We start from the raw sequence: 18,966 nt of genomic DNA on the forward strand, positions 1-18,966 counted from the left end.
GCCTAGGCCCTCCCTTCGAGAAAGCCGCCTCGCAGCCGATGATAGGCGGCACCACAGATGACGACACCCGTCAAAAGCCGCATCACGAAAACGGAGACGGCCGCTCCTGTCGCCCCATATGCGGGGATCAGCAGGAAGCCGGCGGTCCCGACAATAACCGCCTGGAACAGGCAGATCGCCAGCGTCGCACGCGGCTGCGTCATAACGACAAAAGACAACGCAACGGGCACGAAGGCAACCCAGCACATGACGGCGACGAAAAGCAGCTTGAACACCGGCACGGACTGGAGGTAGGCGGGACCGATGGTCATGCGGATCAAAGGCTCTGCAAACAGGAACACCACGAGACTGGCGATGGCGGCCAGAGGCACGGTTAGCCGGCAGACGGAAGACCAGAGCTCCAGCGCGCCGCCATGCTTTGCGAGGTCTGCGACGCGGGGCTGCAATACGACCATCGCAAAACCCATGACCATCTCCGGAACGAGCAGCAGCGGCAGCAAGGCGCCATAGAAACCCGCCTCCGCGGGCCCGCGCAGGCTGGTGAGCAGGAAGATGTCCAGCCGCTCTACGACGGCACTGACCATGAGGGCCGGCGCCACCCATCGCACATAGCGCCATGTTTCAAGGCTTGCCTCCGCGGAGAAAGTGAAAAGCCTGCGCCGCGCCGCGTCCGACAGGACAAAGGCCATCAGGCAGACACAGAGCGCAGACAGGAGGTAGGCCGCCAGAAAGCTGGACGCCGTCAACGCTCCGCCAACCAGCAGGGCCGCCACGGAGACAACGCGGAAGCCTTGCAGGGCACCCTCCAGCAGCAACAGCCTGTCGAACCGTTCGCGGGACTGGCAGTCAGCCAGGTAGCCGCGATAAACGAACTCGAAGGCCGCCGCACCACCGGCCAGAACGACGGCCGTGGCCCATGCGCGATCGTGCAGAAAGAACCTCGCGATCGGCACCGCCAGCAATAGGGAAAGTGCAAATACTGCTGCCGCCAATCCGGTGCGGATCTGCTGGGCAGCACGCCATGCCTGAGCGGCGCGGTGAGGATCGGCGGCAAGTATCGGCGGCACGCGGCGAACGACATCGAGATCGAGCGGATCGCCAAGCGCGGTCGTCACCATCTTGATCGATGCCAGTGCGAAAGTGAGAAGCCCGACCTGGGCAACCCCGTCAGGGAGGGTGCCGAGGTGGCGGTATGCGACGGTAATCGCGACGAACCATAGTCCGAGGTAGAAAATACGGATACCTGACACCACAGCGGTTCGGCCCAGCAGCGGGCTCATGAGCGTGCGGGCTCACTGAAATGCGCGATGCCTCGACGGCGTCGATGGTTCCGCAGCGCCCTGATGACCACCGGTGGCATCAGCGCCATCCCAAGGCGCAACCAACTCGCCGGCACCAACAGGACCCGCGGCTCCGCCCGCACGATCTGCCACGTCTTGCGGCCCACGCCTCGCAGGCCCGCGCCCATCCGCGTCAGATGCATCGTCTCGAACGCCTGCCGCGCCACCGCGGTCCGGGCCTCGTGCCGCCGTTTCATCAACGGGCTTGCCTCCGGCCAGGCGAATGCTGTCTCAAGACCTGCCATATGGTCATCGAACATCTTGCCGTCGGCATAGAGCTCGAAGGAAAGGCTGCTTTCGCGAACGCGATAGCGCGCGAGCGGTTCTTCAATGAAAAGGACATCGCCCGCCAGACACAGCTTCAGGAAAAGCCAGCTGTCGGAGATCATCCCCCATTCCTCGTCCATGCCCCCCAGCGCCTTCACCGGCGCCATTCGCGACAAGACACACGAGTAGCAAAACCCCTCGGTGAAGGCGCGGACGAATGCATCACTGCCGCCGGACTTCGGGGGCCACCGACCGGTGAAACGCCCGATCGGGACGCCATCGTCATCGATCCAGATCGCGCCGCCATGCACCATCTTGGCAGTCGGATCCGCTTCCAGTCGGGCCACGGCGGTTGCAACGAAGCGCGGATCCAGAATGTCGTCGGCGCCGAGCACTATGAAGTAGTCGCCCCGCGCAGCCTTGATCCCGCGCGTGACATTGCCGGCAAAGCCCACGTTTTTGTCGAAACGGCGGTAGAGCAGCCTTGGATCCGAATAGCGCGCCATCAGTTTCGCCGTGCCGTCCGTCGAGGCATTGTCGAGCACGAGAACCTCGATATCGTCGAAGGTCTGTGCAAGCGCGCTGTCGACCGCCTGAGCGAGCCATCGGGCCGAGTTATATGTCGGGATTACAATTGTCGCGCGCGGATCATCCTGCATGTTACTCTTCCGTCGTTGGCAGGCGCCCGTCAGGGCAGCTTTTTTCACCGCCCCTCGAACGCAGCCCCTGATTGGACATTCCGAGGCACTCATGAAGGAAAAGCTGATCAAAGCGCTCGATCTGGCCATTGCCAAGTTTCTTGCGGTACGCCGGAATGAAGAAGACACCCTGGTCGTTCTCGCCTTTCACAGCGTGATCGACAGCATGGAAGACCTGCAGACCGGCCTGCTCGACCCATTTCAGCCTATGACGGTCCAGGATGTCGAATTCGTCGCGACGCTGCTGCGCCGGCGAGGATTTCGCCTCGTGACCGGAAACGATCTCGATGCGGGAAACGTCCGCGGACCTGCCGCATGGCTCACCTTCGACGATGGTTACGCCAACAACCTGAAGCTTCTGCCACTTGCTCGTCGCAACGACATGCCTCTTACGGTCTTCATATCTTCTGGCAACGTTGCGAGCGGAGAAGCCTTCTGGTGGGACGTCCTGTTTCGCGAAGAATCGAAACGTGGCACGCCTGCGGCGGCAATCGCTGCCCGGCGCGAAAGGCTTAAAGCCTGCCCTCCCGACGAAATCCGGGCGGCCATCGTGACAAGCTACGGCGAAGGTGCCATGCGCCCCGTCGCCGACATCGACCGCCCGATGACGCCTGCAGAGGTCGCAGCGCTCTCGCGCGAGCCGCTTGTAGAGATTGGCAATCACACGCATTCCCACACGATCCTGACCGTTGTCGACAGCGGTACACAGCTGTCAGACATTCGCCGGTGCCAGGAAGAACTCCACCGCCTGACCGGCCGCCTTCCCATATCGATCGCCTTCCCCAACGGCGCCTTCGACCGAGGGACTCTCGCCGCCGCAGCCGAACTCGGCCTTCGGTTCGGCGTCACCTGCCTCCCCCGGCAGACCCATCCGGCATCGTTCCAGACCGTCAACGACAGGTTGACCATCGGTCGCTTCGCTTCAATCCGTCACGGACGCATCGAGCGTGAAGTCGCGCTCGCCACGGCCCGCACGGGTTTTGGCCAGCTTCGGGCGGAACGAGACAGGCGCCTCAACGCGGAGCGTTGTCGCGGTTGACGCGGACTGCCTCGGGCGATGTGGGTGTAGCCAACCCATGACGCGCAATCGCCTCCCTCCCCGCCACCTAGCGCGGCAGCCCGGTTACATATTTTGTTGTCGGTCGGCCGCGTTCTGCGGCCAGAACGGCGCCATCCGATACGGCATCGAAATAGAGGTGGAGGTTTTCGGCATACCAGTCGATCAGGCCCGGCAGTTCCGCCTCGAGGGTTGATTCCGGGTGCCACCCAAGCGCCAGCAGCTTGTCGGCCACGACGCCGTAGCGGCTATCGTTGAAGGGCCTGTCGAGCCCGCGCTCGGCCAGCTGTTCGCAGCTCCTTCCCGTGTGCCGTCCGACGAGCTCCACCACTTCCATCACCGAGTGCTCACAAGCACCCGGTACGTTGTACACCTGACCGTGCTCGCCCTTCGTCACAAGGGTCACGACCGCTCCACAAAAATCCCGGACATGCAGGAAGGAGCGCCTGGCGCTTCCATTTCCGTGAATCTTGAACTTCTCCCCGCGCAGGGCATCGCAGATCAGCTTGGGAACGAGCTTTTCGGGATATTGGCGCGGTCCGAAAATGTTGTTTGCGCGCGAGATGATCGTTGGCAGCATGTAGGACTTCGAATAGCAGTGAACGAACATCTCGGCGCTTGCCTTGGAAGCGGCATAGGGATTGGTGGGCGCCAGCGCGTCGTTGTCGAGAAACAGGTGGTCGTCCGCACCGCCGTAGACCTCGTCGGTGCTGAGATGCAGGAACAGCCCGACATTGTTGTCGATCGCCGCCTGCAGCAGCGCCACCGTGCCCGCGATGTTGCTTTCCAGAAATGGCAGGACGTTGCGATAGGAGTTGTCGACATGCGATTCCGCTGCGGCGTGAACGACGAGGTCGACCCCCTTCAGCAGACTGCGCATCAGCGGCAGATCGCAAATGGACGCTTCGATGAGGCGGACCTGGCCGGAACCCAAGGCGGCCGCCAGATGATCGCGGCGGGAAGCATAGCCGATCTTGTCGACGACTATAATTTCGGCCAACGGGAACTGGCTGCAGAAGCTATCCGCAAGATGCGAAGCAACAAATCCCGCTCCGCCAGTAATACATACTCGCTGCATCTACAACTCCAGTAACCGAATTGATCGGGCACGAAAGACGAAGAACGAGGTCCGTATTGCTGAACGGACACTAAACATATAAAGCACTAACGGAATTTTTATTCTTGGCTGAGGCCTGCAAGTCGCCCCGCCTCGGCTATAAAACAAATTATGAGCCGGAACCCCACATCTGTATTTCACTCGTCGTTAATATACCAAAAATGCCCATCGATCAATGCACCATGCCGGAATGCGGCTCCCGGCTTGATCTCACCAGGTGGTCCGCGTCGGAATCGCACGCAAAATTCGCCGGCTTCGCGCCCGGGATTGCCATCATGTCGATAGCGGCGGAGGAAGGAAGAGCGCCGGATTCGCTTCGAACTCAACCTGCGCCCGCTCGTACTCGCCTAGGTTACCGATGTCGATCCAGTGAAAATCCTCCCTGTAGCCAATGACGTTGCGCTCCGCGGCGATCAGTTTCAGGACGAGCGATGGCGCATCGAGGTACTGGCCCGGCTCGATCAGTTCGAGAATGGCGGGAGAGTAGACATAGACGCCCATGGAGGCGGAGTATGACTTGGTCGGCTTCTCGTCATAGCCGACAATCCGGCGATCCGATGTGACATCGAGCACGCCGAGTTGGATCTGAACCGTCGTCTCGACGACGCCCACGGTCAGGTCCGCGGCCCGCGCTTTGTGGACCCGCATCATGTCGGCATAGTCGACATTGGACAGGATATCCCCGTTCATCACGAGAAACGGCTCGTCAAGGCCGGGTATCGTGCCGATCGCGCCGGCCGTGCCGAGCGGCTCGTGCTCGATGTGGTAGCGCACTTTCAGCCTTTTCGAGATGGGACTTTGCTCGAGATAGGTCTGGATCAGCGCACCGAGATAGCCGATCGCGATCACCACCTCGGTAACCCCATGGTGAACCAACTGGCGCAGGATGATCTCCAGAATGGGCAGTTCGCCGATCGGCATCAGCGGCTTAGGCAAAATCGATGTATATGGCCGTAATCGGGTGCCTTTACCCCCGGCTAGAATGACAGCCTTCATCGCTTGCTCCCCGTCTAGATCTGATACTCCGTCTCAAAGAAATCGATATTGGAACGCACCCACTCGGCCGTGCGCGCGATGCCTTCCTCCAACGGCACCTGCGGCGCCCAGCCAAGCACCGTCCTCGCCCGGGAAGGATCCGCGACGAGGCGCATGACCTCGCTCTTGTCCGGGCGCAGCCGGCTGTCTTCCACCATAATCCGCGGCGTTCTTCCCAGCACACGGCATATGGTGTCGAACAGGTTTCCGATGCTCACCTCCACACCCGTGCCGAGCTGGATGACCTGGCCGGGTGCCTCCCCAGACTCCGCGATCATCATCGCCCCGGCAACCGTATCGCCGACATAGACGAGGTCACGCGTCGGCAGGAGCGAGCCCAGGCGAACCGTATCGGAGCGCAGCGCCTGAGAAATAATCGTTGGTATGATCGCGCGCGCGGGCTGGCGCGGCCCATAGGTATTGAAGGGGCGGCAGATCGCGACCGGAACGCCAAAGGCGCGGAAATAGCTGAGCGCCAGCTGGTCCGCGCCGATCTTGCTTGCCGAATAGGGGGATTGGCCCTGCAGCGGATGATCCTCGTCGATCGGCACCTTCAGCGCCGAGCCGTAGACCTCGCTGGTCGAAAAGACGACAAGCTTGGCGACATCATTCTGCCTGCAGGCCTCCAGCACGTGCATCGTGCCGTTGACGTTGGTCTGGACGACATCGACCGGGTGCACATAGGAATAAGGTATACCGATATGCGCGGCGAGGTGAAAAACGGTGTCCGCCCCGCGTACCGCCTCGTTCACGCCGGAGGGATCCTTGAGATCACCCATGATGAAGCGAATGCGCGACCGGAGATCGGGCGGCATGGAATCGACCGCGCCGCGGATGCCGCGCGAGGAATAGCGGGTGAAGACCGTGACCCGTGCGCCGGCCGCGACCAGCGCCTCGCAAAGATGGCTGCCGATAAAGCCGGCGCCACCGGTTACGAGTACGGGCCTGTCTGACCAGAACGTCATCGGAGCACTTCCCTGTCTTCCGCCTGTGGACCTCGCGACAGCATGTCTTCGATCATGTCGGCGATCGACCGCTCGATGCGAATTTGCGGTCTCCATCCCGTATCTGCTTCGATACGGGCAATATCGGCATAGCTGACCGGCACCCGTTCAGGGCCAAACCGATGTTCGTCCGCCTCCCAATGGAAGGACGGCCCCATACGATCCCCAATTATGGAAAGAATATCGGCGATGGCAAGCGCTTTGCCGGATCCGATATTGTAGACGGATTGCGTTTTCCCGCGCAACGCCACCGCCTCGATCGCCGCAGCAACGTCGCGAATGTCGATGAAATCCCGCTTCGAGGTGACATTGCCCACCTTGAGGACTTCCCCCGGACTGTCGAGCGCGTGCCGCAGGAATGCCGCGGGAACGAGATGTGCCGGTTGCCCTGCCCCGGTCAGGTTGAAGGGCACCGCGCACACGACATCGAGCCCGTCCCTCGCCCCTGCCGCCATTGCGGCAAGCAGGGCGGCCGCCTTGCTCACCCCGTAGAGCGTAACCGGGCGGAGCGGATCGTCCTCGCGCGTGGCCCGATGCGAGGGCATTCCGAGCCCGTACTGCGCGGCGGAGCCGATCGTCACCAGCCGCAAAGGCAGGGCCGCAATCCTGATCGCCTCCAGCAGGGACAGGGTCGAACCGAGATTGTCTTCGAAAAGAAGCTGCTCGTCGTCTTGTCCCGGCGAGGGAACGCGACCTGCCGCATGAACGACCAGCTGCGGCCGGCAGCATTCGATAAGCCTCGCCAGTTCAGAGGGCTTCGAGAGAGAGACAACGATCCTTCGCACGCCGGGAGGCATCACATGTGCTGTGGGGCGACGCGAGACCGCGACCACTTCAGCGCCGCCGGCCGCCAGTCGCGCGACGACGTGTCGGCCCACGAAGCCGTTCGCGCCGGTAACGAGAACAATTTGCCCCGAAATCGCCATGCCACGCTCCGTGACAATTGGGACCAAACCGACATCCAGGCGTCGAAAACAGACTAACTTTCAACCGCAACCAGACCGGCCAAAGCATCCTTTCGTCGATTGTGCGAGTCTGCTGGCCGCCCGCGCCGCGGCCGTATCCGGATCGATATAGCTCCGGTGCCTCGCGATCAAAATGCGCGCAACTCAACCCATACACGGCAGGAGTGTAAGTGCGATCGAACCATCAGGCAATAACATCCTCGCGTGAATCTCCCTCAGCGACCGCTGTTCAGTGATGCGCGAGGATTTCGCCGAGAAATGCGCGTGTACGCTCGTGCTTCGGGGCGCTGAAGAAGGATTCGGGGTCATTTTCCTCGACGATCTGCCCGTCGGCCATGAAGATCACCCGGTCTGCGACCTGACGTGCGAAGCCCATTTCATGCGTCACGCAGATCATCGTCATGCCGTCGCGCGCCAGCGAGACCATGGTGTCGAGAACTTCCTTGACCATTTCCGGATCGAGCGCCGAGGTCGGCTCGTCGAACAGCATCGCCTTCGGCTCCATGCAAAGTGCACGCGCAATGGCGACACGCTGTTGCTGGCCACCGGAAAGCTGGGCGGGGTATTTTTCAGCCTGATCGCCGATCCTCACCCGCTCGAGATACTTGCGTGCTGTCGCTTCCGCCTCGCTACGGGAAAGCTTGCGAACGCGCATCGGCGCTAGAATGCAGTTTTCCAACACGGTCTTGTGCGGAAAGAGATTGAACTGCTGGAAGACCATGCCGACTTCGCGACGGACCGCATCGACGGCCTTCTGGCTGTCGTTCAGACGATGCCCGGCCACGACAATCTCGCCGCTCTTGATCGTCTCCAGATGGTTGATGCAGCGGATCAGCGTTGACTTGCCGGATCCCGAAGGGCCGCACAGCACGATCTTTTCGCCCTTCGCAACAGTCAGATTTATATTCTTGAGCGCGTGGAAGGCGCCGTAATATTTTTCGATGTGCTGCATTTCGATCATGGATGCCACGTGTTTCTCCTCCTTTTACTTTGCCTGCCCGGCCGCCATGCGGCGTTCGAGCGTCCGCCCCCACAACGACAGCGGCCAGCACATCGCGAAATACATCGCGCCGACCACGCCGAACACGAGCAGCGGCCTGTAGATCTGATTGGATACGATTGTGCCAGCGCGGGCGAGCTCGATAAAGCCGACGATCGCGGCCAGCGACGTCCCCTTCAGCAGTTGCACCAGAAAACCGACCGTCGCCGGCAGCGAAAGCTTGAAGGCCTGCGGCAGGACGACGTCGAACATGCGGCTGACCCCGTGAAGGCCCAGCGCCTGGGCAGCCTCGCTCTGCCCCTTTGGAACGGCCTGGATGGCGCCGCGCCAGATTTCGCCCAGAAACGCCGAAGCATGAGCCGTCAGGGCGACGGATACAGCACCCCAGGCCGGCAGGTCGAAGCCGATCAATGGCAGTCCGAAATAGGCGACGAAAAGCTGCATGAGAAGCGGCGTTCCCTGAAAGAGGCCGATCCAGCAGATCGCCGGCACACGCAGCCAGGCCGACGGCGAAACACGCATCAGTGCGACGACGAGGCCGAAGAAGATTCCGCCCGCAAATCCGATGGCGGTCAGAAACAGCGTCCAGGCCAGACCCTGCAGCAGATAGGTGAATTCCTGAATTCCCATGTCGCCCTCCTTACCGTTGCGGATAGCTGAAGGCCCAGCGGCCTATGGCGGCAAGGCACCACATGGTGACCAGCGAAATCACCAGATAGATGCCGGTCAGCGTGAAGTAGACCTCGAAGCTGCGGAACGTTTCGGCTTCGATCCGCTGCCCGACCGACGTCAACTCATAGGCCGAGATCGAAGTGCAGATGGCCGTCGTCAGCGTCAGCAGGATGAACTGGCTGGACAGCGAAGGATAGATCGCACGCAATGCCGGCGTCAGCACGATCAGCCGGAAGACCTCGTGCTTGTGCAGGCCGAGCGCCAGTCCGGCTTCCGTCTGGCCTTTCGGAATGCTTTCCACACCGCCGCGGATGATCTCGATCGCATAGGCGCCGCCATTGACGCCGAGTGCGATCACAGCTGTCATCGTCGGGTTGAGCCGGATGCCGGCGAGCGGCAATGCGAAGAAGACGAAGAAGATCTGCACCAGGAACGGCGTATTGCGCACGACTTCCACAAAGGCCGTCACAAGCAGGGACGGCAGCCACATCTGCATTCTGAGGATGACGACACCCGCGATGCCGATCACCATGGCGATAATCATGCCGGAAAAGGCAAGGAACAAGGTGCCGAGCGTTCCGAAGAGCAGGGACTGCCAGGCGTCGGTCACCACACTGAAATCGAGTGTCATGGGCTCCCCCCGTTAATGTTGGATATCCTCATTGGTCCCAATCCGGTGCCCAGTCGAAGCTGGAATAGCGCTCGCCGCGGGCAAGCCCGTGGATCGCAACCATGTCCTCGCCCGAGAGTTCGAAATCGAAGATGTCCAGGTTGGCGCGCATGTTTTCAGGACGCGAGGAGCGCGGGATTGCTCCGACATTGTCCTGCTGCACGAGCCAGCGCAGCGTGACCTGGCCGGCGCTCTTGCCACATTTGCGGCCGATCTCGTTGAGCAGTTCGGACTTGAATACCTTACCGCGGGCGATCGGCTGGTATGCGTTCAGGAGCATGTCCGCCCGACGCATGCGCGCCAGGAGCTTTTGCTGCGACAGGAAGGGGTGATATTCCACCTGGTTGCAGAACAGGTCCGCCTTGTGGACATCCAGCGCCTCGTCGAGCAGGGCGACGGTGAAGTTGCTGACGCCGATCAGGCGCGTACGCCCCTTTTTCTTCTCCTCGGCGAAAGCGGCAAGCGTCTCGCCGAGTGGAACCTCGCGCGTCGGCCAGTGCACCAACAGGAGATCCACCTGATCAAGGCCCAGCCGCTCGAGACTTTCCCCGACGCGGCTGGCGACGTTCTCGGGCGAAAGGTCGTTGAACCAGATCTTCGTTGTGACGAACAGCTCGTTGCGCGGCACACCCGAGGCACGGATCGCCCGGCCGACCTCGGCCTCGTTGCCGTAGCGGATAGCGGTGTCAATCTGCCGGTAGCCGAGTTCGATGGCGGTTCGAATGGCCGCCTCGCCGTCCGGTCCGGTCAGTTCGAACGTCCCGAGCCCGAGCGCGGGGATGGCTTCGCCGCGGATGATCTTTCTGGCCGGTGAACTCATCGCTGGCTCCTTCCATGAACTGTTCCAAGCAGTGCGAGGCTCGCCTGCCTGGCGCGCCGTGCCCATTCTGCGGGCGAGAGACCGGCTGTCTGCCGGTCATTGGGAACCTCCACGGCGACCGGCAGTCCACCCGGTAGAGCCCCGAATATGGCCGCCAGATCGATCGCCCCGTCACCGGGAAGGAACCGCTCATGGCGCGCCGCGAAATTCAGCGCCTCGCGGGTATCCGGAATTTCCGCCGGCCCGTCGCAGATCTGCGCATAGTGCATCCATTTCTCAGGAATCTCTGCGATCAGAGCCGCAGGCGTCCGCGACCGCGAGACGTGCAACGCGTCTACGATGACGCCCTGGTTGGGCTGGCCCGCCGCCTTCAGCACGCGTAGCGCTGCGGCCAGGTCGTGCAACTCCGACTGCGGCATGAATTCGAGATCCATCGCCAGGCCGAACGGTGAAGCGGCTTCGCACAGCGCGGCAAAGGAGGCGGTCAGCCGCCCTTCGTCCGGATCGTCGCCAGCGACGAGTATGGCGCGGGCTCCGAGCCGCCCGGCGCAGTCGAGGAACGACAGATAATCCGTCGCTCGGAAATCAGGCGCGATGCGGATCATCTCGACATCGAACACGCTCATGCCGAGGTCGGTCATCAGCGTGCGAAGGTCGCGAACCCGTGCCGGGTCGTCCATAAGGGGAAACGCGATGCCGCCGGGCGCTGCTGGCAGCATGCGAAGCCCCACATGGTCGTATCCTGCTTCGGCAGCGACCCGTACCGCCTCTTCCGGGCCGATCCCGAGGCACGTCAGGAAGGACAGGGAAAGCTCTCTCGTCATTCCTCCGTCCCGTCCTCTTCGAGCATTTCCGAAAGCGTGACGGTTCGGTCCTCCCTTGCCGCGCGCGCAACGGCCAGCGTGGCGGCCAGCGTCGCCCTGCCATCTCTTGCCGAGATCAGGGGTTGCTCCTCGCGCCGGATCACGGCGAGGAAGTGATTGAGCTGGGCCAGATAGGTCGGCAATCCGGGGGCGCCGCGATATTCCCGCACGAGCGGATGCTGCCAGTGCTCGCCCTCGTTGGCGTGCCGCCAGAGGTAGAGGTCCGAGACCGAAAGGGCGGCCTTGCTGCCCGCCAGAAACAATGACGGGCCGGGCTGGGCGGGGTGATAGAGGGCCTGGCCCGACGTATACTCCCATGCCCAGGGGCTGACGGCGTTGTCGGAGATCAGAAAGGTGCCCAGCGCACCGTTGACGAAGCGGATCGAGATGCTGGCGGTATCTTCGACCTCGAAGCCACGCTGCGCGTTCGAGGTGAAGGCACGGATGCTCTCGATCTCGCCGACGAGGTAACGCAGCACGTCGATGTCGTGGATGAGATTGATGAGGAGCACGCCCCCACCCGCCTTGCGACGCCACTCCATGTTGAAATAGTCGGTGGGCTTGTCGAACATCGTCATGCCGTTGACGCCTACGAGCCTGCCCAGGGCACCGCTCTCGATCGCCTGCTTGGCCGCACGAATATCCGGACTGTGGCGACGCTGATGCCCCACCAGAACCGGCACGTCATAGCGTTCTGCCGCCGCGCAGATCTGCGCGGCCGCGCCAACGCTCTCGGCGATGGGCTTCTCGATCAGGCAGGCGACGCCGCGTTCGATGCAGGCAATCGCAGCCGGCGCATGAAGCTGGTTCGGCAGGGCGACGATCGCCCCGTCAGGTCTGATTTCGTCCAGCATCGCAAGATAATCCGTGCGATGCGGCACCGAAAGGCGCTCGGCCAGGGACGCAGCCTCGGGCGACGGATCGCAGACAGCCGCAATTTCAACCTCGGGGTGGGACGCAAGGAGCTCGGCATGTTCCCGACCGATCAGGCCGGCGCCCAACAATGCAATTCTTGTCATTTCGTCATCTCCGCCATCGCCCTGAGGGCAATCCTGTAGCCGTAGGCGCCAAAGCCAGCCATGACGGCCGTCGCGGTCTTCGAGACGAGCGACTTGTGATAGATTTCCTCCCGCTGGTGCACGTTCGATATGTGCAGTTCGATCTTCGGGCCATTGAACATCTTCAACGCGTCCAGAATGGCGATCGACGTGAACGTGTAGCCTGCCGGATTGATGATAATGCCGGCCGCTTGCGTCCGCGCCGCGTGAATGGATTCGATGATCTCGCCTTCGAAATTCGACTGCCTGAAGTCGATGGCGACGTTCAGTTCCTTCGCATCGCCCTCGCACCAGCCGCGGATTTCGTCGAGCGTCGTGCTGCCGTAGATTTCAGGCTCGCGCTGTCCCAGCAGATTGAGATTGGGGCCGTTCAGGATGAATATTGTTCGCAATGCCTTTCCTCCCAAGGGCAATTGTGGAGCGTCGGCCGCAATGTGCGGCCGCGCCTATTCCTCTGATTGATGTGGGTGGGCGCTTCGCGCTTACTGCACCGTGAAGGGCACGCCTTCGAGTTTCTCGGGGAACTGCGGCATAGACGCGTCGAGATACTTCTTATTGATGGCTTCCAGCCGGCCATCGGCCTTGATCTTGTCGATGAAGCTGTTCAGCCATTCGTTCATTTCCTTGTCGCCAAGCTTCGAGCAGATACCCATCCACTGTTCGTTGAACACCAGCTTCTGCTCGAAGTCGTTGCCCGGGGCGGCCTTGTCGAGGTTGATCTTGTAGGTGGTGTTGCCACCGATTGCATCGACCTGCCCCGAGACAAGCGCCTGGATCGTCGAACTGTCGTCGTCGAAGCGGCGGATATTGGGAAGGTCGCCGAGAAGCGTGGTGATCGCCTTGTCCTGAGCGGCGCCGCGCGGCACGCCGATCTGGAGATTGCGTGCGTCCTCGATCGTCTCGATCTTGTTCTTCTGGCTCGACAGAAGAATGATCTTCAGGCCGGCGTAGGGCTTGGAGAACTGCACCACCTTGGCGCGATCGGGATACATGCCCATCACGGCCATCTGAAGGTCGACCTTCCCGGTCACCAGATTCGGAATGCGCGCGGCGACCGCGTTCGGCACGAACTCGACCTTGACCCCGAGCTCCTCGCCAATCAGGCGCCCGACATCGACGTCATAGCCGATGTTCTGGCCGCTGGCATCGATGGATCCCCAAGGCGCCTGCTCGCCCATGACGCCGATGCGCACGACGCCGGCTTCCTTGATGCTTTCCAGGGCCTGAGCATTCGCCGTAGACGAGATGCCTGCGAGACCCAAACCCGCCATCAAGGCGAAAGCTGCTGCACGAACTGAAAACATACCCATAACTCCTCCGCTGGGTTGCTGACCTAATTCACTTCCTCCGACCAAGCCTCTGAAAGGACGGCAACTCCACCATCGCCAGCCCATTCCAAACAACTCGATTACAATTAACCAACCAGTTGGTTGATGTCAATTAATGCTCTATAAGTCGTCGACAGATGGTTCATGCCGCCCTGATTGGCGTTATGAACAACAGTGGACAGAACCCGGCGACGTGGAGAATGGCGACGATGGCGAGCGACGACAGTGAAAACGGCACGGGCACACCGGGCAGCGGCGAGCGCGCGCCGAAGCGTCGCCGGAGCGCGCTGCTCGATTCGGCCATCGTCGAGTTTTCCACCTATGGTATAGGAGGCGCGCGGGTCGACAGGATCGCCGAGCGCGCCAACACCAACAAGGCCATGCTCTACCATTACTTCGGGAACAAGGACGACCTCTACCTCGCCGCCCTGCAGGATATCTATGCCGGCATCCGCGGAGCGGAGAACGAACTGGAGCTCGACCTCTCGGCCCCCGAAGCCGCCATCCGCACGCTCGTCGCCTTCACCTTCCGCTACTACGTCGACAATCCCGCCTTCGTGCGGATGATCAACACCGAAAACCTCCATCGCGCCGTCCATCTTCGGGCAGCCGGAGACATGGCCGCGCTCAACCGGTCGATCCTCGACAGGATCAAGGCGATTCTGGACCGGGGCGTCGCGGAAGGCATCTTCCGCGAGGGCATCGATCCGCTCGACCTCTACATCTCGATTTCTGCGCTCGGCTTCACCTACATCTCCAACCAGCACACGCTGGCGGTCCTGTTCGGCCGCGACCTCACGACCGACGAAGCCATAGAAAAGCGCCTCGAATCGATAACCGATATGATTCTGCGGTTCGTCCGGTCGGATCGACATCAGGCGGCCTCCGACAGCGCGCGATAGTGTTCGACCGTCCGGGCAATGCCGTCCTGCAACGGCGTCCGCGGCATCGGCCCGAGAAGGCCGTCATAGGGCGTCTCGGCGATCTCCGCGGCCATGGGAATGTTCGGACCGACGAAGTCGATGGAAGCCGACGGTATCTCGCTGCGGATGGCCTCGATGACCTCGGAAACGTCTGCGGTGCCCCCAATGAGTGAGAAGGCGTGCGCACCGTCGAATGGTCTGGTGGCGGCTGCAGCGAAAACGGCGGCGGCATCGGCGACGAAGACCAGGTCCTGCCGGCCGGAATAGCCGATCGTGTAGGGACGGCCTGCAACCGCCTCGCGGCAGGCGATGGTCGGGCCGGCGGTCAGGCCGACCTCGCGTCCGGGACCGTAGACGACCGTGGGACGCAGCCCGACGCTTGCGATCCCCTCGTCCAGCCAATAGGCGCGGGCCACACCCTCGCACGCCAGCTTGAAGGCGCCATAGAGCGTGACCGGCAACGGATTGGCCCCATCGTCCGGGCCGAACACCGCAGCACTGCTCGCATAGGCGACGCGGGCAATTCCGCGAGCCTTTGCCGCCTCGAAGACGTTCAGCGTACCGATGACGTTGACCGTTGCCCCCCGCGCCGGATCGGCCTTGCAGGCCGGCGTCAGCAATGCGGCCAGATGGATGATGGAAGAGCACCCGCGCGCCGCTTCACTGACGGCGGCGGCATCCGTGACGTCGCCCTCGACCCACTCGACCCGGTCCGCTTCGTCACCGGCGATTTCGCGCAGGACGCGCCGGTCCGAAGAGCGGTCGAATATCCGCGCCGGATGACCCGACTGCGCAAGCGCCCGGACGATCCAGCCGCCAAGGAAGCCGCCGCCGCCGGTGATCAGAACCGGCTTCATGGCTTCACCCGCATGTCGTCGTCGGTCAGCGTATAGGCCGTTTCATAAATCGTCGTGACCGGCGCGACCAGCAGCCCGGTCGTCGCGGCCAGACCCTCGATCGCCGGGACCGCAGCCTCCAGACCGGCCCGCGAAGCCCCCTCGGCGAGAATGACGACATCGAACTCCCGCTCGGACATGGTGCTGCGAAGTTCCGTCTCGCGAGTGCGCACCCCGGAGACTTCGCTGCGCGCCAGCCCCACGTGAACACAGCAGATGCCGGGAAGAGCCAGTATCGCATCGGCCAGAGCCTGCGCCTCCCCCTCTATCGCCGCGCGGGCACCCGCATCGGTCAAGTCGAAACGGATCGTCGCCATGCTGCCGCCGTTCCCTCGGCCGGCCTCAGCGATGCGCTCGCAGGCGACGCGCAGAAAATTCTGGAAGCTCGGCGCCACGGCGGCCGTCCATGGCGTGGGATTGTTCAGCCGCTGGAGATAGTCCGCCGACCGGAACACCTCGACCGTATCGGCCGCATAGATGGTGCCGTAGACGTGGCGGACGGCCTGGGGGTCGTGCAGCCGCTTTCCCGTCCGGAAGCCGGGTATCGAAAGCCGCTCGGGCATATGCTCACGCGTGTGCCACTCGATGTATTCGCCATGCTCGCCTTCGGCAATATCGTGCCAGATCGCCAGAAAGGCAGACCCCTTCAATGCCATTTCATGCTCCTCCCAGTCCTCCAACCGGCCGGCTTGATCGACCAACTTGACAATCAGGCCGCTTCCGCTTCATGTAGACTACTAGAATGTTAGTATGTTGCAATTGTCAAGCCGCGAGTTTTCGATGCGCGAGCGCTGACGGGAGGAGGAACGTATGCAGCAGAGCGAGACGTCACGGGTTGCGATCATCACCGGAGGCGCGGGCGGCCTTGGGTATCCCATCGCCGAGCGGCTGGCAGCCCAGGGGCACAAGGTCGCGATCTGGGACATCAACGGCGAGCGTGCGCAGGCGGCCGCAGCAAAGCTTCCCAATGCGAAGGGCTACGAGGTCGACGTGACCGACCCCGACGCGGTGCACGAGGCAACCGCACGGGTCGTCAGCGATCTCGGGCCGCTCGGCATTCTGGTCACCTGCGCCGGCCATAACGGGCCGCTCAGGGAATTCGCCGAGTATCCCCTCGACGGCTGGCGCTTCGTCATGTCGCTCAACCTCGACGCGGTTTTCCACTGCTGCCAGGCAGCCGTCCGGGAAATGCTGAAGACCGGATACGGACGCATCGTCAACATGGCCTCGATAGCGGGCAAGGAAGGCAACCCGAACGCGGTGGCCTATTCGGCTTCGAAGGCGGGCGTGATCGGCCTCACCAAATCGATCGGCAGAGAGCTGGCGACAACCTCTATTCGCGTTAACTGCGTGACGCCGGCTGCGATCGAGACGGAGATGCTCGAGCAGCTGACCCCCGAATTCAAGGCTTACGTCACATCCAAGATCCCCGTCGGGCGTCTCGGCCGCGCGGAAGAAGTGGCCGCACTCGTGTGCTGGCTCACGTCCGAAGAATGCTCGTTCTCCACCGGCGCTGTTTTCGACGTTTCCGGCGGCCGCGCGACCTATTGAGGCGGGCCGATGCACGGACAACACCTGCTTTCCCTCGCCTTCCTGACCGTCCAGGGATGCCCGCCGATCGAACACGTAAAATGCGCAGCCGCCGCAGGTTATGACGCCGCGGGGCTGCGACTCATCGCCCCGCACGGCCTGTCGCTCGCCCACCCGATCGTCGGCGATCGGCCGTTGATCCGCGAGATCCGCACCGTCGCAGCCGATCTCGGCATCTCCTTCCTCGACGGCGAAGTTTTCACCTTGCTGCCGGACACGGACGTGGAGGCATGGCTGCCCGTCATCGAGACCGCCGGCGAATTCGGCATGCCGATCATGCAGATCACCTGCGAGGACCCGGAGCTATCGCGCGCGGCGGACAATCTGGCGCGCATCGCCGATGCTGCGGCCGATCAAGGGATGAAGATGGCCATCGAATTCATGCGCTGGCGCAACGCGGCAACCATCGAGGATGCGGAAGCACTGGCCTTGGCTTCAGGTCGCGGCAATGTCGGCATCCTGCTCGATACTCTGCATCTGTCACGCTCCGGTGGCAATCCAGCCGCCGTCGCCGCCCTGCCGCAGGACCATATCCTCTATCTCCAGCTTTGCGACGCACCGGCCGAGCAGCCCGCCGACAATGCGGCCTGTATCGCGGAAGCGCGCAGTGCGCGAATGCTGCCGGGCGACGGCGGATTGTGGCTTGAGGAATTGATGGCGCTGCTTCCGGCAAGCATTGCCATCAGCGTGGAAACGCCGCACAAAGGCGATACGGAACTCGACTTTCTTGAGAGGGCACGCAGGGGCATGGCTGCCACGCGCGCGTTTCTCGACGGACTGCCGGGCCGATCATGAGCATCGGCCGCCAGTTGAACGACCGCGAGGAACGGACGTCCTCCGCGGCCCCAACGCCGGCAGGGTGGCCCGTTTCGAAATGATGGTGTGGACGAATTGGATGAGTGTGCACGCGAGAGGTCGGGGAGGCATCGCGAAGTGGAACGTAGAACACGTGGCTCATTGACCGCCCGCGTCACGGAGCGCCTGCGCAGCGCCATTCTCGACGGAGAACTGGAGCTTGGTGACGCGCTTTCCGAGGACAAGCTGGCAACCATACTCGGCGTGAGCCGCAGCCCGGTGCGCGAAGCGTTCACGGCGCTCGAGCAGGAGGGCTTGATCGACATCCGGCCCCAGCGGGGCAGCTTCGTGTTCCTCCCAAGCAGGGAAGATACGGAAAACCTTTGCGAGTTCCGCCGGATGATCGAGCTTGAGGCAATGCGGCTGGCCATGCAGAAAAAGCGTAGCGAAACGCTTGCGGCGATGACGGCCGCGGCGGAAGAGATGCGGGAGGCCATCCTCGCCGAGGACAATCTTCGCAGTTCCAGCGCCGATACGCGCTTCCATAGCGTTGCGATCGAGAATTGCGGAAACCCTTACCTTATCAACGCCTACCGGCTCGTGGCCGCAAAAGTGGGCGCATTGAGATCGCACCGGTCGACGTTGCCTACGCGCCGGCAGGCGAGCGAGGAGCACTTCACGATCCTGTCGATGCTCGAGGCCAACGACATGAACGGCGCCATGGAAGCACTCGGAACCCACATTCTCATGATGGCCAAGCGCTACAGCCTGGAACCGATCGCGGTGCCTGGCGCGACCGGACGATCGGGCAAGGCGACGCGCAACGCCTCGTTCGACCATATCGGCCCGCTCCCCGACTGAGCCGGCC

The 18,966-nt window shown here is 62.6% G+C and carries 21 protein-coding genes; 5 read left to right on the plus strand and 16 right to left on the minus strand.

Annotated features, from left to right (window positions below; genetic code table 11):
- Positions 1-2: 2 nt before the first annotated feature.
- Both CRO48_RS02750 and CRO48_RS02755 read right to left on the minus strand, forming a co-directional pair.
- The gene (locus CRO48_RS02750) at positions 3-1,280 is read right to left on the minus strand and encodes a lipopolysaccharide biosynthesis protein (RefSeq protein ID WP_097136203.1); all 1,278 of its coding nucleotides are present in this window, start codon (positions 1,278-1,280) and stop codon (positions 3-5) included.
- Positions 1,277-2,266, minus strand: coding sequence for a glycosyltransferase family 2 protein (locus CRO48_RS02755; RefSeq protein WP_176526633.1), 990 nt, complete (start codon positions 2,264-2,266; stop codon positions 1,277-1,279). The genes CRO48_RS02750 and CRO48_RS02755 overlap by 4 nt, the downstream gene beginning before the upstream one ends.
- 91 nt (positions 2,267-2,357) lie before the next feature.
- Between CRO48_RS02755 and CRO48_RS02760 the strand changes: the two genes are divergently transcribed.
- Entirely contained in the window at positions 2,358-3,344 is a 987-nt protein-coding gene (locus tag CRO48_RS02760) for a polysaccharide deacetylase family protein (protein WP_176526634.1), read from the plus strand.
- 67 nt (positions 3,345-3,411) lie between these two features.
- Here CRO48_RS02760 and CRO48_RS02765 read toward each other — a convergent pair whose 3' ends face one another.
- From CRO48_RS02765 to CRO48_RS02820, 12 genes are all read right to left on the minus strand, one after another.
- Entirely contained in the window at positions 3,412-4,440 is a 1,029-nt protein-coding gene (locus tag CRO48_RS02765; protein ID WP_097136207.1) for an NAD-dependent epimerase/dehydratase family protein, read from the minus strand.
- A gap of 312 nt (positions 4,441-4,752) precedes the next feature.
- Entirely contained in the window at positions 4,753-5,475 is a 723-nt protein-coding gene (locus CRO48_RS02770) for a sugar phosphate nucleotidyltransferase (protein ID WP_097136208.1), read from the minus strand.
- A gap of 14 nt (positions 5,476-5,489) precedes the next feature.
- A complete protein-coding gene (locus CRO48_RS02775; RefSeq protein WP_097136209.1) occupies positions 5,490-6,479 on the minus strand; it encodes an SDR family NAD(P)-dependent oxidoreductase in 990 nt (329 codons plus the stop codon).
- A complete protein-coding gene (locus CRO48_RS02780; protein WP_097136211.1) occupies positions 6,476-7,444 on the minus strand; it encodes an NAD-dependent epimerase/dehydratase family protein in 969 nt (322 codons plus the stop codon). Before CRO48_RS02780 ends, CRO48_RS02775 begins: the two co-directional genes overlap by 4 nt.
- Positions 7,445-7,712: 268 nt before the next feature.
- Complete coding sequence (locus CRO48_RS02785) at positions 7,713-8,444, minus strand: amino acid ABC transporter ATP-binding protein (RefSeq protein WP_097136212.1); 732 nt, start codon at positions 8,442-8,444, stop codon at positions 7,713-7,715.
- 24 nt (positions 8,445-8,468) lie between these two features.
- Complete coding sequence (locus CRO48_RS02790; protein WP_097136213.1) at positions 8,469-9,113, minus strand: amino acid ABC transporter permease; 645 nt, start codon at positions 9,111-9,113, stop codon at positions 8,469-8,471.
- 10 nt (positions 9,114-9,123) lie between these two features.
- Positions 9,124-9,786, minus strand: coding sequence for an amino acid ABC transporter permease (locus tag CRO48_RS02795; protein WP_097136214.1), 663 nt, complete (start codon positions 9,784-9,786; stop codon positions 9,124-9,126).
- A gap of 28 nt (positions 9,787-9,814) precedes the next feature.
- Complete coding sequence (locus CRO48_RS02800) at positions 9,815-10,645, minus strand: aldo/keto reductase (protein ID WP_097136216.1); 831 nt, start codon at positions 10,643-10,645, stop codon at positions 9,815-9,817.
- On the minus strand, positions 10,642-11,469 hold the full coding sequence (locus tag CRO48_RS02805) for a sugar phosphate isomerase/epimerase family protein (RefSeq protein ID WP_097136217.1): 828 nt from the start codon (positions 11,467-11,469) through the stop codon (positions 10,642-10,644). Before CRO48_RS02805 ends, CRO48_RS02800 begins: the two co-directional genes overlap by 4 nt.
- On the minus strand, positions 11,466-12,527 hold the full coding sequence (locus tag CRO48_RS02810; RefSeq protein ID WP_097136218.1) for a Gfo/Idh/MocA family protein: 1,062 nt from the start codon (positions 12,525-12,527) through the stop codon (positions 11,466-11,468). Before CRO48_RS02810 ends, CRO48_RS02805 begins: the two co-directional genes overlap by 4 nt.
- Positions 12,524-12,958, minus strand: coding sequence for a type II 3-dehydroquinate dehydratase (gene aroQ / locus CRO48_RS02815; RefSeq protein WP_097136219.1), 435 nt, complete (start codon positions 12,956-12,958; stop codon positions 12,524-12,526). The genes CRO48_RS02810 and aroQ overlap by 4 nt, the downstream gene beginning before the upstream one ends.
- A gap of 90 nt (positions 12,959-13,048) precedes the next feature.
- A complete protein-coding gene (locus CRO48_RS02820; RefSeq protein WP_176526635.1) occupies positions 13,049-13,870 on the minus strand; it encodes a transporter substrate-binding domain-containing protein in 822 nt (273 codons plus the stop codon).
- 233 nt (positions 13,871-14,103) lie between these two features.
- Here CRO48_RS02820 and CRO48_RS02825 point away from each other — a divergent pair, with 233 nt between their 5' ends.
- Entirely contained in the window at positions 14,104-14,796 is a 693-nt protein-coding gene (locus tag CRO48_RS02825) for a TetR/AcrR family transcriptional regulator (protein WP_176526636.1), read from the plus strand.
- Here the strand turns inward: CRO48_RS02825 and CRO48_RS02830 are convergent.
- Both CRO48_RS02830 and CRO48_RS02835 read right to left on the minus strand, forming a co-directional pair.
- Positions 14,769-15,674 carry an NAD-dependent epimerase/dehydratase family protein gene (locus CRO48_RS02830; protein WP_097136222.1) on the minus strand — a complete coding sequence of 302 codons (906 nt, stop codon included), beginning with the start codon at positions 15,672-15,674 and terminating at the stop codon, positions 14,769-14,771. The genes CRO48_RS02825 and CRO48_RS02830 overlap by 28 nt on opposite strands.
- Complete coding sequence (locus CRO48_RS02835) at positions 15,671-16,369, minus strand: hypothetical protein (protein WP_097136224.1); 699 nt, start codon at positions 16,367-16,369, stop codon at positions 15,671-15,673. The genes CRO48_RS02830 and CRO48_RS02835 overlap by 4 nt, the downstream gene beginning before the upstream one ends.
- 154 nt (positions 16,370-16,523) lie before the next feature.
- On the opposite strand from CRO48_RS02835, the gene CRO48_RS02840 reads away from it, so the two are divergent.
- The 3 genes from CRO48_RS02840 (at position 16,524) to CRO48_RS02850 (ending at position 18,959) form a co-directional block, all read left to right on the plus strand.
- Complete coding sequence (locus CRO48_RS02840) at positions 16,524-17,264, plus strand: SDR family NAD(P)-dependent oxidoreductase (protein ID WP_097136225.1); 741 nt, start codon at positions 16,524-16,526, stop codon at positions 17,262-17,264.
- Positions 17,265-17,273: 9 nt separating this feature from the next.
- A complete protein-coding gene (locus CRO48_RS02845; RefSeq protein WP_097136226.1) occupies positions 17,274-18,098 on the plus strand; it encodes a sugar phosphate isomerase/epimerase family protein in 825 nt (274 codons plus the stop codon).
- Between the two features lie 138 nt (positions 18,099-18,236).
- The gene (locus CRO48_RS02850) at positions 18,237-18,959 is read left to right on the plus strand and encodes a GntR family transcriptional regulator (RefSeq protein WP_176526637.1); all 723 of its coding nucleotides are present in this window, start codon (positions 18,237-18,239) and stop codon (positions 18,957-18,959) included.
- Positions 18,960-18,966: the final 7 nt, after the last annotated feature.

This window comes from Rhizobium subbaraonis, assembly GCF_900220975.1.
In the GTDB taxonomy this organism is placed as follows: domain Bacteria; phylum Pseudomonadota; class Alphaproteobacteria; order Rhizobiales; family Rhizobiaceae; genus Mycoplana; species Mycoplana subbaraonis.

Coding starts and splice junctions, on each gene's coding strand:
- CRO48_RS02765 (WP_097136207.1), bottom strand. CDS start 4,440: ATGCAGCGAGTATGTATTACTGGCGGAGCGGGATTTGTTGCTTCGCAT.
- CRO48_RS02750 (WP_097136203.1), bottom strand. CDS start 1,280: ATGAGCCCGCTGCTGGGCCGAACCGCTGTGGTGTCAGGTATCCGTATT.
- CRO48_RS02825 (WP_176526636.1), top strand. CDS start 14,104: ATGGCGAGCGACGACAGTGAAAACGGCACGGGCACACCGGGCAGCGGC.
- CRO48_RS02755 (WP_176526633.1), bottom strand. CDS start 2,266: ATGCAGGATGATCCGCGCGCGACAATTGTAATCCCGACATATAACTCG.
- CRO48_RS02800 (WP_097136216.1), bottom strand. CDS start 10,645: ATGAGTTCACCGGCCAGAAAGATCATCCGCGGCGAAGCCATCCCCGCG.
- CRO48_RS02845 (WP_097136226.1), top strand. CDS start 17,274: ATGCACGGACAACACCTGCTTTCCCTCGCCTTCCTGACCGTCCAGGGA.
- CRO48_RS02760 (WP_176526634.1), top strand. CDS start 2,358: ATGAAGGAAAAGCTGATCAAAGCGCTCGATCTGGCCATTGCCAAGTTT.
- CRO48_RS02780 (WP_097136211.1), bottom strand. CDS start 7,444: ATGGCGATTTCGGGGCAAATTGTTCTCGTTACCGGCGCGAACGGCTTC.
- CRO48_RS02835 (WP_097136224.1), bottom strand. CDS start 16,369: ATGGCATTGAAGGGGTCTGCCTTTCTGGCGATCTGGCACGATATTGCC.
- CRO48_RS02775 (WP_097136209.1), bottom strand. CDS start 6,479: ATGACGTTCTGGTCAGACAGGCCCGTACTCGTAACCGGTGGCGCCGGC.
- CRO48_RS02810 (WP_097136218.1), bottom strand. CDS start 12,527: ATGACAAGAATTGCATTGTTGGGCGCCGGCCTGATCGGTCGGGAACAT.
- CRO48_RS02830 (WP_097136222.1), bottom strand. CDS start 15,674: ATGAAGCCGGTTCTGATCACCGGCGGCGGCGGCTTCCTTGGCGGCTGG.
- CRO48_RS02790 (WP_097136213.1), bottom strand. CDS start 9,113: ATGGGAATTCAGGAATTCACCTATCTGCTGCAGGGTCTGGCCTGGACG.
- CRO48_RS02805 (WP_097136217.1), bottom strand. CDS start 11,469: ATGACGAGAGAGCTTTCCCTGTCCTTCCTGACGTGCCTCGGGATCGGC.
- CRO48_RS02785 (WP_097136212.1), bottom strand. CDS start 8,444: ATGATCGAAATGCAGCACATCGAAAAATATTACGGCGCCTTCCACGCG.
- CRO48_RS02840 (WP_097136225.1), top strand. CDS start 16,524: ATGCAGCAGAGCGAGACGTCACGGGTTGCGATCATCACCGGAGGCGCG.
- CRO48_RS02820 (WP_176526635.1), bottom strand. CDS start 13,870: ATGTTTTCAGTTCGTGCAGCAGCTTTCGCCTTGATGGCGGGTTTGGGT.
- CRO48_RS02770 (WP_097136208.1), bottom strand. CDS start 5,475: ATGAAGGCTGTCATTCTAGCCGGGGGTAAAGGCACCCGATTACGGCCA.
- CRO48_RS02795 (WP_097136214.1), bottom strand. CDS start 9,786: ATGACACTCGATTTCAGTGTGGTGACCGACGCCTGGCAGTCCCTGCTC.